General features: G+C 40.5%; 9 protein-coding genes and 1 tRNA gene. 7 read left to right on the top strand and 3 right to left on the bottom strand.

All coding sequences use genetic code 11. From position 1 onward, the window contains the following. Positions 1 to 109 precede the first annotated feature (109 nt). The gene (guaB, locus tag I6F41_RS05615; protein WP_011327346.1) at positions 110 to 1,579 is read left to right on the top strand and encodes an IMP dehydrogenase; all 1,470 of its coding nucleotides are present in this window, start codon (positions 110 to 112) and stop codon (positions 1,577 to 1,579) included. A gap of 106 nt (positions 1,580 to 1,685) precedes the next feature. After that, positions 1,686 to 3,263: a glutamine-hydrolyzing GMP synthase gene (gene guaA / locus I6F41_RS05610; RefSeq protein WP_011327347.1), complete on the top strand. Its 1,578-nt coding sequence runs from the start codon at positions 1,686 to 1,688 to the stop codon at positions 3,261 to 3,263. Between the two features lie 85 nt (positions 3,264 to 3,348). On the opposite strand, the gene I6F41_RS05605 is transcribed toward guaA, so the two are convergent. Further along, positions 3,349 to 4,779 carry an MDR family MFS transporter gene (locus tag I6F41_RS05605; RefSeq protein ID WP_011327348.1) on the bottom strand — a complete coding sequence of 477 codons (1,431 nt, stop codon included), beginning with the start codon at positions 4,777 to 4,779 and terminating at the stop codon, positions 3,349 to 3,351. Positions 4,780 to 4,845: 66 nt separating this feature from the next. Continuing rightward, positions 4,846 to 5,418 (bottom strand): TetR/AcrR family transcriptional regulator, encoded by a 573-nt coding sequence (locus tag I6F41_RS05600; RefSeq protein ID WP_011327349.1) that lies wholly within the window; start codon positions 5,416 to 5,418, stop codon positions 4,846 to 4,848. Between the two features lie 705 nt (positions 5,419 to 6,123). On the opposite strand from I6F41_RS05600, the gene I6F41_RS05595 reads away from it, so the two are divergent. From I6F41_RS05595 to rimI, 3 genes are all read left to right on the top strand, one after another. Next, positions 6,124 to 6,200: transfer RNA gene (locus tag I6F41_RS05595), tRNA-Trp, on the top strand. Positions 6,201 to 6,265: 65 nt separating this feature from the next. Beyond that, positions 6,266 to 6,586, top strand: a complete 321-nt coding sequence (locus I6F41_RS05590) for a hypothetical protein (protein ID WP_182683801.1) — start codon at positions 6,266 to 6,268, stop codon at positions 6,584 to 6,586. After that, the gene (gene rimI / locus I6F41_RS05585; RefSeq protein WP_197107932.1) at positions 6,573 to 7,040 is read left to right on the top strand and encodes a ribosomal protein S18-alanine N-acetyltransferase; all 468 of its coding nucleotides are present in this window, start codon (positions 6,573 to 6,575) and stop codon (positions 7,038 to 7,040) included. Before I6F41_RS05590 ends, rimI begins: the two co-directional genes overlap by 14 nt. Positions 7,041 to 7,105: 65 nt before the next feature. Here rimI and I6F41_RS05580 read toward each other — a convergent pair whose 3' ends face one another. Next, complete coding sequence (locus tag I6F41_RS05580; protein WP_197107912.1) at positions 7,106 to 9,772, bottom strand: ATP-binding protein; 2,667 nt, start codon at positions 9,770 to 9,772, stop codon at positions 7,106 to 7,108. A 366-nt stretch (positions 9,773 to 10,138) separates the two neighbouring features. Here I6F41_RS05580 and prfC point away from each other — a divergent pair, with 366 nt between their 5' ends. Both prfC and argS read left to right on the top strand, forming a co-directional pair. Then, positions 10,139 to 11,728, top strand: a complete 1,590-nt coding sequence (gene prfC / locus I6F41_RS05575; RefSeq protein ID WP_011327353.1) for a peptide chain release factor 3 — start codon at positions 10,139 to 10,141, stop codon at positions 11,726 to 11,728. A gap of 57 nt (positions 11,729 to 11,785) precedes the next feature. Then, complete coding sequence (gene argS / locus I6F41_RS05570; protein ID WP_089367818.1) at positions 11,786 to 13,528, top strand: arginine--tRNA ligase; 1,743 nt, start codon at positions 11,786 to 11,788, stop codon at positions 13,526 to 13,528. Positions 13,529 to 13,664: the final 136 nt, after the last annotated feature.

Genomic DNA, 13,664 nt, shown 5'->3' with positions numbered 1-13,664 from the left:
CCTAGTTTATCATAAATATTTACAAAATATGATTTACTAGTGCCAGCAACGCTGTTAAAATTTGGCCGCAATTCCTTATCTTAGATCCACCATGTGAGAAGTTGCCAAAATGCTTAGAATCGCTAAAGAAGCTCTTACCTTTGATGACGTACTTTTAGTACCTGGTCATTCTACTGTTTTGCCACATACGGCAAATATTTCAACTCGCTTAACGCGTGGAATCAAACTTAACTTGCCGCTTGTTTCAGCATCTATGGATACTGTTACCGAAGCTCGTTTAGCTATTGCCCTTGCGCAAGAAGGTGGTCTTGGTTTTATTCATAAAAACATGACTATTGCAGAACAAGCGAAAAACGTTCGTAAAGTTAAAACCTATGAAGCGGGTATTGTTACTTATCCTATTACAGTAACTGCCGACTTAACCATTGCAGATGCACTTGAGCTGTCGCAAGAAAAAGGTTTTTCGGGCTTTCCAGTAACCGATAGCGATAACAATCTTGTTGGTATTGTAACAGGGCGTGATATGCGCTTTGAAACTAAGCTTGAACAGCCTGTTTCTACTGTTATGACTAAAAAAGACAAGCTAGTTACTGTAAACGAAGGTGCTGCGCGCGAAGAGATTTTAGGCTTAATGCACGAACACCGCATTGAAAAAATTCTTGTGGTTGATGATGCGTTTAAACTAAAGGGCATGATCACCGTAAAAGATTACCAAAAAGCACAAGAAAAACCAGATGCCTGTAAAGACGACCAAGGTCGTTTGCGTGTAGGTGCTGCTGTGAGTGTTGGCGCAGGTACTGATGAGCGTATTGCTGCATTAGTAGAAGCAGGTATTGACGTATTACTTATCGATACTTCGCACGGCCATTCTCAAGGTGTTATTGACCGCGTTGCGAAAACCCGCAAAGAATACCCAGACTTACAAATTATTGCTGGTAACGTAGCAACAGCAGAAGGCGCTGTTGCGCTTGCAGACGCTGGAGCTGATGCGGTTAAAGTAGGAATAGGCCCAGGTTCTATTTGTACTACGCGTATTGTTACGGGTTGTGGTGTGCCACAAATTACGGCTATTTCAGATGCTGTTGATGGCTTAAAAGGCCGTGATATTCCGGTAATTGCCGATGGCGGAATTCGTTTTTCTGGCGATATTGTAAAAGCACTTGTTGCTGGTGCATCGTGTGTAATGGTGGGCTCTTTGCTTGCTGGTACTGAAGAAGCACCTGGCGAAGTAGAGCTTTACCAAGGCCGTTACTACAAATCATACCGTGGTATGGGCTCGTTAGGCGCGATGGATCAAAAAGAAGGTTCATCAGATCGTTACTTCCAAAAGTCAAACGAAGCCGACAAGTTAGTACCAGAAGGTATTGAAGGTCGCGTAGCGTACAAAGGTCCTATTGCAACTATTATCCATCAGCAAGTGGGCGGCCTGCGCAGCGCAATGGGCTTAACCGGTTGTGCCACTATTGAAGAGCTAAACACCAAACCACAGTTTGTACGTGTTACTTCAGCTGGTATGGGTGAGTCGCATGTACATGACGTGCAAATCACTAAAGAAGCACCTAACTACCGTTTAGGCTAATCAGCCGTAATTACATCAATTTATGGGCTAGTTTTACTAGCCCTTTTTAAATAGCTACTCACTATATCAGTAGCATTATTTAGCATCTGACTTTACGAGATACTCCATGAGCAAAGACATTCACGATTCACGAATTCTCATTTTAGACTTTGGTTCACAATACACTCAATTAATTGCCCGTCGTGTGCGCGAAATTGGTGTTTACTGTGAACTGTGGGCATGGGATGTGACCGAAGAGCAAATTCGCGAGTTCAACCCACAAGGTATTATTCTCTCTGGTGGCCCAGAGTCGACAACACTTGAAAACAGCCCACGCGCTCCTGAATATGTATTTAATGCTGGTGTGCCAGTACTAGGTATTTGCTACGGCATGCAAACTATGGCAGCTCAGCTTGGCGGCAGTGTACACAGCTCTGATAAAAAAGAGTTTGGTTACGCCCAAGTAGAAAAAGTGGGTAATTGTGCGTTGTTTGATGCGATAGAAGATCATATCACCGACGGCGGCAATGGCGTACTAGATGTATGGATGAGCCATGGCGATAAAGTAATGGATATTCCACAAAGCTTTAAAACCACAGCTAAAACATCTACGTGTCCGCATGCGGCAATGTCGAACGAAGAAAAACGCTTTTACGGCGTACAGTTTCATCCAGAAGTAACGCACACACATCAAGGGCAGCGTTTATTAGAGCGTTTTGCTATTGATATTTGTGGTTGTGAAAAATTATGGACTGCAGCAAAAATTATCGATAATGCCATTGAGCGCATTAAAGAAACAGTTGGCGATGACGAAGTTATTTTAGGTCTTTCGGGCGGTGTTGATTCATCGGTTGTGGCTATGCTTATTCACCGTGCAATTGGCGAAAAGCTAACTTGTGTATTTGTTGATAACGGCCTACTTCGTTTAAACGAAGGCCAGCAAGTTATGGACATGTTTGGTAATAAGTTTGGCCTAAACATTGTTAAAGTTGAAGCCGAAGAGCAATTTTTAAATGACCTTGCTGGTAAGTCAGACCCAGAAGATAAGCGTAAAGCCATTGGCCACACGTTTATTAATGTATTTGATGAGCAAGCTAAAAAGCTTAAAAATGCAAAATGGTTAGCGCAAGGTACAATTTACCCAGACGTAATTGAATCTGCGGCATCTGCCACCGGTAAAGCACACGTAATTAAATCGCACCACAATGTGGGCGGATTACCAGCAGACATGAAAATGGGCCTAGTTGAGCCGCTACGTGAGTTATTTAAAGATGAAGTACGTAAAATTGGCCTAGAGCTAGGTTTACCGTACGACATGCTTTACCGTCATCCTTTCCCTGGACCAGGTTTAGGTGTGCGTGTACTTGGCGAAATTAAAAAAGAATACTGTGATTTACTGCGTCGCGCCGATGCTATTTTCATCGAAGAGCTTCACAAAGCAGAGCTTTACCATAAAGTAAGCCAAGCGTTCACTGTGTTTTTACCGGTTAAATCGGTAGGGGTTATGGGTGATGCGCGTAAATACGATTGGGTTGTATCACTGCGCTGCGTGGAAACTATCGACTTTATGACCGCGCGCTGGTCACATTTACCATATGAATTTTTAGGTGTGGTTTCAAACCGTATCATTAATGAAATTGATGGTATTTCGCGTGTTGTTTACGATATTTCGGGTAAACCACCTGCAACTATTGAGTGGGAATAATCGCGCGTTAGCTACTAGCTAGTATTAGCAGTATATAAAAATAAAAGCCCATGATTTCATGGGCTTTTTTGTTGCTAATATTACTTTAAGTATTTTTAGATGACTTTATAAAGAACGACATAATTAACCCGCTAATCGCAAGTACAATTCCCAAAATAAACGCTGTTTGTACACCCGCTGTTAATGAGCTACTTACTGCAGAGGGCGCTGATGGATCGGCCACGTTTTCCAAAAAACTATTTTGAGAAGCCGACATGATTGTAATCGCCAAGGCGGTGCCAATTGAGCCTGATACTTGCAGTAAAGTGTTTATTAAAGCGGTCCCGTCAGCATATAGTTCTCTGGGGAGCTCATTTAAACCATTTGTTTGCGCAGGCATCATAATTAATGTTACGCCAATCATGAGAGATGAATGCAAAAAGATAACCATTGCAATAGAGGTTTCTGTGGTTACATTCGACAGATTCCATAGCGTAATAATCATAATAATAAAGCCAGGTGTAAGTAGCCACTTAGAGCCAAACTTATCAAATATACGCCCCGCGATCGGAGACAAAGCACCATTTATTATTCCACCTGGCATAAGCACAAGGCCAGCAGTAAGCGCAGTTAATCCAAGGCCAATTTGTAAATATAAAGGCAAAAGAATCATGGTTGATAAAATAATCATGAATGTGGCAGATACACTCAATAAACCTAAAGTATACTTTGGATATTTTAAAGTACGTAAATCTAACATTGGTTTATCGAGTTTAAACTGTCTTAACGAAAATATAATAAGAGAGATTAGCGCAATTATAATGGTACTAATTACCAGTAAGTTCCCCCATCCTTTTTCACCCGCAATACTAAAGCCATATACAATGCCACCAAACCCGACAGTCGATAACAAAATTGACAGCACATCTATTTTAGGCTTACTCAAAACAGAAACGTTCTGCACATAAGCCAGCCCGTATACTAATGAAAAAACAAGAAACGGAATGAGTAACCAAAGAATCCAATTCCAGCTCAACAGCTCAATAATCAGCCCCGAAGTAGCTGGTCCAACAGCCGGTGCTGTCATCATAACAAGGCCAATCAATCCCATAATAGTGCCTCTTTTATGAACAGGGAAAATGATGAGGGCTGTATGGAACATTAAGGGAATTAATAAGCCGGTTCCGATTGCCTGAATAATACGACCTAATAGCAAAACACTAAAAGAGGGGGCTATACCGGAAACTATCGCTCCAATAATCGAAAAAAGTAACGAAGCAACGAATAATTGCCGTGTACTAAACCATTGTATTAATAGTGCAGAAACGGGAATGAGGATCCCCATAGTCAGTAAGTAACCTGTTGTTATCCACTGCACGGTAGAGGAAACAACATCTAATTCACTCATTAAATTGCCAAGTGCCATATTTAAAGCTGTTTCGCTAAATAAGCCAATGAATCCGGCAATTAAAAAGGATATTAGAATAGGGACTGGTCTTATAACTGTTTTATCTTGTTCATATGCAATTGTAGACATTAAAACTCTCTTCGCTGATTAACTAAATTGACCTGTGTTGGTTGATACTTTATTTACTTTTTAAATTTACTTTTTAATAAGCAATGAGGGAATTTGCTCTGCTATTGTTTCAAGCGGCTTGCCCGTTTTCATTGTTAAAGCTAAGAGAATACCGCCCTCAGTTAGCGCATGAAAAACAGTAGCTAAACTTGTGGACTGTTGTTCTGTGTAGCCTGCTTCAAGAAACTTTTCAGTATAAATAGATTGCCAACTTTTAAAGGTCGCTTCACACGCCAAGCGAATAGGTTCACTAGTGGAATGTTTTTCTCCAGCAATAGTGCCAATTGGAGAACCAAGAGGGGTTCCGCCTTGTCCAAACACTCTGGATAATTCATAAACATAAGCTTGAAAAGCATCTATTGGATTGGATACACCCGCAAAGTTTTTTTGAATATCTTCCATAACAAGTCTTTTAGTATTGTTAATTGCAGCAGTCGCCAACTGCTCTTTGCCTTTTGGAAAGTAGTAATACAAGGAGCCCTTAGGTACGCCACTTTCTTCAATTATGTCATTTAGGCCCACTCCGCAATATCCGCGCACTCTAAATAAGCGTGATGCCGTCTCAATTAGAACGTCTTTCGGCTTTACTTTTTCACTCATAACTAAAATACCTCAAATTATAACGACTGGTCTATTATTCCAATGGTAAGGAGGAATCGACTCTGTGTCAATGCTATCGGCTTTACATTTTATTTTGTGTAACCGGTAATATTATCACCAGCATGGCTCTAAAAATGCGCCAAAAGGCGATAGCCAAAGGGGGGCGGAATAGTAGTACGCTTTGTTCTTATCAATATGGTTTGAAGGTGATAATTTAGCTACAAGAGCAAGTTTAAAGGGAATAGCGAAGGTTTAAGAGCATGCTAAAATTAATAAGGCAGGGAGCTTGAGTTATTCAAATTGTAAAAACTATTTAAAAAGTATCTAAAAGCTGCCTAGAAACCATCAGCAAATTATCAGCAAGCTATCAGTAAGCTATCAGTAAGCTATCAGTAAGCTATCAGTAAGTTATTAGCAAACTATCTAAATTAGTGCCTAGTTTTATTGAACCACAACAAATAGTAGTATCAGCACAGTGAGATAAAGTAAGCGACAGCACTTTATTGCTATTATATTTTTATTCACAAAACGTAAAAATAATTAATTTAGTGCTCGGCTATTAATATTTGCCTGAGTCTAAGTAATTAAAAAATGAAGAATTAGCCTGCTAATTCGTCGTTTTGTTTATTTAAAAGGCAATCAAACCAAAAAGATGATTTTTTTCTTTACCTTTGGCCAAAGGTCTCTATAATTCGTCGGTATTGCAGGGGCGTAGTTCCAATTGGTAGAACAGCGGTCTCCAAAACCGACGGTTGGGAGTTCGAATCTCTCCGCCCCTGCCATTTCTTCTTTACATCGAATTTATTACTTCTTATATTACCTTACTTACTAATTTCATCGAGTCGTTATGCATTCACGTTACGCAGCTGTTTTTGGTATAGAAAACCTCGAATTAAATCAGCATTATCAAACGGTTAATAACCAGCCAATAAATAATAAAGCAACTGACACTAAAGCAGACAGCGTCGCGCCTGAGCCTATTTCGCTCACAAGCCAGTTATTTGCAGATATAAAGCGTGCCATAGCCCCCATTACCATCAATAGTGTAATACAAGGCACGGAACTGCAATTACATGGCGATCAGTTAGTTTTAACAAATTCACAGCTCAGTACTGCCGATAAACGTGCTTTATGGGCTTTAATGAGTGACCATCTTGATAAACTTTAAATTAGTAGACGCAACCGCTATACCGCAATTAATGGCTATAGAAACCGCATGCCACAGCCACCCGTGGACGTTAAATACCATGAGCTCATGTATTGGTGGGCGCTATTTTAATTTAGCAGCGTTTAACGGCGGTACCATGGTAGGTTTTTATATTGGCGAAAAGGCCGGGCCCGACTTTACCTTGATGGATATTTGCGTTGCCCCAAGCGAGCAAGGAAAAGGCATTGCAAAACAGCTACTGAACCAGTTTATTGATTATGGTGAGCAGCAAAATGCTGAAAATTTATTTTTAGAAGTACGCGAATCAAATACCCCCGCAATAAAGCTCTACGAAAATGCAGGCTTTATAGAAATGTCAGTGCGTAAAAACTATTACCCAAGCGACAATCCTGCTAAAAACGGATTTGAAGACGCTATTTTAATGGGCATGGCACTGGGCTTAAACTTTCAATAATATTTTGTAGTGAAGAGTTTGCAGTGATAACTGTATAAAGAATATTGTTGCAGTAAGCCGATAACTTATACCGGCTTACTTTGCTCACTAATAACCTGCTCAATAGCGTTAATTAAGTTAGCTGTTAATTCGTTTAACGCGGCTTTGCTATCGCTTTTTAAATGATCTTCTAAACGCGCAGCACAGTGATAAATATCATCAAAGTTAAAACACCCAGCACTGCCTTTTATATTATGTGCTAATGCGCGTAATGCGACTAAGTTACCCGAAAATTGTAAGCTTTTTATTTCATCTAAATAAGTTGGCAGGTTAGCGACGTAATTTGCATTTATTTGTTGGAATTTTTCACTTTTGAGTATGTCGTCCCATTTATTTTGATTGTCTTTTTCAAGGTGTAGGTAACTTACTAATACGCTTTCTAGGGCATCTTTATCTATAGGTTTCGCCAGAGCCTTGTCGCATCCTGCAGCAATATATGTGTCTACGTCATGGTTCATTACATTCGCAGTGAGTGCGATTATAGGGCCGTCGTATGCTGCATGGCGTAATATTTTAGTCGCTTCTAGGCCACCCATTACTGGCATTTGCATATCCATAATAATTAACTGATAGTCGTTTACTAGCGCCATTTCTACCGCTTCAGCGCCATTGTTTGCTATGTCGGGCTCTAATCCCCAAGTTTGCAGCAGCAGCTTTATTAATAATTGATTATCGGGGTTATCTTCGGCCACTAAAATATGTGCATCAAAATTATTACTAGCGAAGGAAAGCAGCGGATCTTTTTCTGGAATGAGTTGATTGGATTGCTCTAAAAACAGGTTATCGGCTAATGGCGTTTGTAAATTACAGGCTATGGTTATAGTAAAGCAGCTACCTACATCTAATTCGCTTTTAACGGTTATATCACCGCCAAGACGTTGTGCTAAATTTTTTGAAATACATAGCCCAAGCCCGGTGCCGCCAAAGCGACGGGTTGTGGTAGCGTCTGCTTGCTCAAAAGGAGTAAATAAGCGCTTAATTTGACTTTCAACCATACCAATTCCGCTATCTTGTATTACAAACATCAGCTCTTGGCTTGGTAGGTAATGAACCGTTATAGATACATGGCCTTGCTCGGTAAACTTAACTGCATTGCTGGCAATGTTGATCAGTATTTGTTTTAAGCGGGTTTCGTCGCTGTTTATAGTGTGTGGTAACGGGAGTTGATAATTAATACTGAGCTTTAGCTTTTTTTGTTGTGCCAGCGGTTCAATAATTGACTCAATGTCGTGCATTAAGCGCACTACATTTAGTGGGGCTTGCTCTACAGCAATTTTTTCGGCTTCAATTTTAGACAAATCTAAAATGTTATTTATTAACTCTAGTAAATGCTTAGAGTTGCGTAAAATAGTGCCTAAATGCTGTTTGTTGTTGGTGATTTTATCGTTATGTAAAAGCTGTTCGGTAAAGCCCATTATTGCCGTGAGTGGGGTACGAATTTCGTGGCTCATATTAGCCAAAAAGCGACTTTTAAGTTGATTTGCTTGCTCTGCTTGGCCAATCGCAAGCTCTAACTGGCTGTTCATGGTTTCTAGCGCTTTGGTGCGGCTTTCTACTTTGTCTTCGAGGTGATGTTTATATTCTTCTAACTGCTCTTGATAATGCCTAATTTGATTAACCATGTGATTAAAGTCGTTAAACAATATGCCTACTTCATCATCTGTGTGCGCGGGCAGTGAAACACCTAAATCGCCATCACCTACACGGTGGCTAGCTGCACCTAATAGCTCAATAGGATTAAGTAATAAATTACGCACTACAATAAAAATAAGTATTGGCAGCGTAATAACCGAAATAATAACAATTAAGCCGGTAATTAAGCTAATAGCCTTACCCGATTGATACAAAACGGCTTTAGGAATAGTCGATACATAATAACCACCGCTCATTTGCACCGCAAAAATCATCCGCTCTATTTTATCTATACTCGAAAGCTCTATGGTTGATAAAGAGCCAATGTCGGCTAAGTTATGTACCTGGTTGAGCTCAAATTCACTAATGTATTGGCCACGAATATTATAATCGGAACTAAATAAAATTTTCCCCTCGTTACTAACGAGTAAGTTGAGAGTGTTGTTGTAAGGGGCTTCTAAAATACTGGTATTAAGAATAGAAGGGTCAATATGCAGTACTATAAAACCAAGCTGTTGCGGGCGCTTAAGATAGTAGTCAATGCTATAAATACGCTGAATAAAATACAAGCTGGTGGTGCCATCTGCTTTTTGCATCATAAACTGCTGTTGGCTTAAATTACTTTGCTGTACTTTTTCAAAAAAAGGATACGATTTTGGCGCTATGCTTAAATTACTTGAGTAGTAGGCATCGCTTTTGCCATTTACCGACATTAAGTTAATGCTAATAATATCGGGATAGGCCTCGCTATAACTGGCAAACACATCCATTAACGCACCTAGGCGATAGGTGTAGCCACCATCAGCATGTAAATCGTTAGCTAAAAAATCGTTCAATACGGGTGAGGTGGATAATAGCTTAGCAGTGGATTGAAATGAGTCAATATAGTTAAATACTTTTTGTTGTTGTTGTTCAACAAACCGGCTCATAATTAAATCAGCTTGTTTTTGTGTTGAGTTGGTTACATTAGTTAGCGTAAAACCACCTAAAAATAACAGCGGAAGTATAACTAACGGCGTTATATACCATAATAACCTAATGCTTAACTTACTGGTTTTCATTACCAAACAACACATCCTCCATGTAATGTTAGTAATAATATGTTTTACAGCTATATTACTCAAGCTTAGCGTTTGTTTATTGTGCTGGTAATATTTATAACTAAGCACAATTTAGGACAATAATTGAGTAAATACGCGCTCTGGGAGAGTTAATAAAAAAAGAATCAGTTAATAACTAAGCATTGATTGTTTATAGAGTGAAGATCAGCGAAAATAGTCTTCAATTACGATTAACATAACGGATCGCGTGTGAGGAGCCAAATTGGGTTCTTCCTAGGGTGTGTTGAGCTTTCGGGGTTGAGCAATATTAGCTCTGAAACGTCAGCATACATAAATGTCCGTATTCAAACTAAAAGAACTTTTTTAATGGCAGAGCAAAATCTCCTCAGTGAAATTAATAAACGACGTACCTTCGCGATTATTTCGCATCCAGATGCGGGTAAAACCACCATCACCGAAAAAGTACTCTTATTCGGACAGGCTATCCAAAAAGCCGGTACAGTAAAAGGCCGTGGCTCTAACCAGCATGCTAAATCTGACTGGATGGACATGGAAAAAGAGCGTGGTATTTCTGTTACTACCTCAGTAATGCAGTTTCCATATAAAAACGCCTTGGTTAACCTGCTCGACACACCTGGACACGAAGACTTCTCAGAAGATACGTACCGTACCCTAACAGCAGTCGATTCGTGCTTAATGGTTATTGATGCGGCCAAAGGTGTAGAAGACCGTACGCGTAAATTAATGGAAGTAACACGCCTGCGTACTACGCCAATTGTTACTTTTATGAATAAATGTGACCGTGATATACGCGACCCAATGGAGCTGCTTGACGAAGTTGAAACCGAGCTTAAAATAGCGTGTGCGCCTATTACTTGGCCGATTGGGAGTGGTAAAGGCTTTAAAGGCGTTTATCATATCCATAACGATGAAGCGGTTTTATATAAAACTGGCCAAGGTCATAAAATTCAAGACGTGCGCACCATTAAAGGGATAGATAACCCAGAACTGGTTGATGCTATTGGGGACGATCTTGCCGCGCAATTACGCGATGAGCTAGAGCTGGTTATTGGCGCATCAAATGAATTTGATTTAGAGCTGTTTTTAGCCGGCGAACTATCGCCAGTTTATTTTGGTACAGCACTAGGTAACTTTGGTGTTGACCATGTACTTGACGGCTTAACTAAATGGGCGCCAACGCCATTGCCACGTGAAACAGAAGACCGCCAAGTAGTTGCCACTGAAGAGAACTTTACTGGCTTTGTATTTAAAATTCAGGCCAATATGGACCCGAAACACCGCGACCGAATTGCCTTTATGCGCATAGTGTCGGGTAAATACAGCCAAGGCATGAAAATGAATCATGTGCGAATTGGCAAACAAGTAAGTATTTCTGATGCGGTTACGTTTATGGCTGGCGATCGTGAGCGCGCAGGTGATGCATTCGCTGGCGACATTATTGGTTTACATAACCACGGTACGATTCAAATAGGTGATACTTTTACCCAAGGTGAAAAGCTTAAGTTTAGTGGTATTCCTAACTTTGCACCGGAATTATTCCGCCGTATTCGTTTACGTGATCCGCTTAAGCAAAAGCAGTTATTAAAAGGCTTAGTACAACTTTCAGAAGAGGGTGCTGTACAGGTATTTAGACCGCTAATAAACAACGATTTAATTGTAGGCGCAGTAGGTGTACTTCAGTTTGATGTGGTTGTAGCGCGCTTAAAAGCAGAATATAACGTAGATGCAATTTACGAAGGGGTTAACGTAAATACAGCCCGCTGGGTAAGCAGCGACGACGTTAAAAAGTTTGAAGACTTTAAGCGTAAATGTGAAAGCAACCTAGCCTTAGATGGCGGCGATAATTTAACTTACATAGCGCCAAGCCGTGTAAACCTTAATTTATCAGTAGAGCGCTACCCAGAAGTCACCTTTAGCCATACACGCGAAAACTAAAGCCAGCTTAGTAAAATTTTAAAAGCCTGCTTTGGCGGGCTTATTAAGGTAAAAAATATGAACATTCGTACTATTTTAGTAGAAAAAGCCATTGCCGCTATGACAGCTGTAGGCTTACCAGCAGATACTAACCCAGCAGTTACACAAAGTACTCGTCCACAATTTGGTGACTACCAAATTAATGCAGCTATGGGCGCGGCTAAAAAAATGAAAAGCAACCCACGAGAGCTTGCGCAAAAAATTATTGATAACCTAGATGTAAGCGACATTGCCGAAAAAACTGAAATAGCGGGTCCAGGGTTTATTAATATTCATCTAAAGCCAGAATTTTTAGCGCAAAGCGTTAAAGCCGCTAATAGCGATGCCAAGCTTGCCGTAAACGAGCATGCCAACCCACAAAAAGTGGTTGTTGATTACTCATCGCCAAACCTTGCTAAAGAAATGCACGTAGGCCATTTACGCTCAACCATTATTGGTGATGCGATTGTGCGTGCGCTTGAATTTAGAGGCGACAGCGTTGTGCGTCAAAATCACATGGGTGATTGGGGCACACAATTTGGTATGTTGATTGCGCATTTAGAAGATCAAATTAGCCAAGGCGTAGATTTAGATACAGTAGCACTTGCCGATTTAGAAACCTTTTACCGCGACGCTAAAAAACGTTTTGACGATGAAGAAGGCTTTGCCGACAAAGCACGTAATTATGTAGTTAAATTACAAGGCGGCGACGCGCATTGTGAAAAACTGTGGAAGCTTTTTATTGCCACTTCAGTTAAGCACTCTGAAGAAGTATATAAGCGCTTAAATGTAACGCTTACACAAGCTGATATTATGGCTGAAAGCGCATACAACGCTGAGCTAAATGACATTATTAGTTTATTAAAAGATAAAAATATTGCCGTGGAGTCGCAAGGCGCACAGGTTGTATTTTTAGATGAACTAGCAAACAAAGATGGCGAACCATCGGCATTTATTGTACAAAAATCGGGTGGCGGCTTTTTATATGCAACTACAGATTTAGCCGCATGTGATTACCGCTCAAATAAGTTGGGTGCCGATCGTATCTTAATTTTTGTTGATGCGCGCCAAAGCCTGCACTTTAACCAAGTAGAGCTTACAGCACGTAAGGCTGGTTTTTTACGCGATGAAACTAGCTATGAGTTTTGCCCGTTTGGCACCATGATGGGCGCCGACAACAAACCATTTAAAACCCGTACCGGTGGCACAGTTAAACTTGCCGATTTACTCGAAGAGTCGATTAATCGCGCAGCAATAAAATTAGCCGAGCGTGAATCTGATTTATCAGAGCAAGAGCGCAGCGAAATTGCCCGCAAAGTAGGTATTGGCGCAGTTAAATATGCCGACCTTTCTAAGCACCGCACCAGTGATTATATTTTCAACTGGGACAGCATGCTAAGCTTTGAAGGCGCAACAGCACCTTACTTACAATATGCCTATACGCGTATACGCAGTATTTTTCGTAAATCAGGCGTTGATGCAGCTACACTAAATTCAAACGTTACTATCGTAGAGCCGCAAGAAAAAGCGCTAGCGCTTAAGTTACTGCAGCTTGAAGAAGTACTTGATTTAATGATCAGCGAAGCCACACCACACGTACTATGTGGTTACTTATATGAACTAGCAAGCTTATATATGACGTTCTACGAAGCCTGCCCAGTACTTAAAGAAGGCGTAGAGCCAAACGTACGTGATAGCCGTTTAGTGTTATGTAATTTGGTTTCTAAAACGTTAGAGACGGGATTAGACTTACTAGGCATTGAAGTCATGGAGCAAATGTAATCACCTTCTGCTGCGTGTAGTTCGCTTTAGCTGCGTTGGTAAAACTATTTAGCTTAAGATCACATACAAACCGTATGCTCCTTGGCATAAATAGTTTTACCGCCTTGCTAGCACTCCTACACTTGCAGATGTAACG

The organism is Pseudoalteromonas sp. SCQQ13, from assembly GCF_015864415.1.
Classification (GTDB): Bacteria; Pseudomonadota; Gammaproteobacteria; order Enterobacterales; family Alteromonadaceae; genus Pseudoalteromonas; species Pseudoalteromonas nigrifaciens.
Note: the sequence above shows the minus strand (reverse complement) of the source record. Positions and strands in the feature narration are given on the sequence as shown.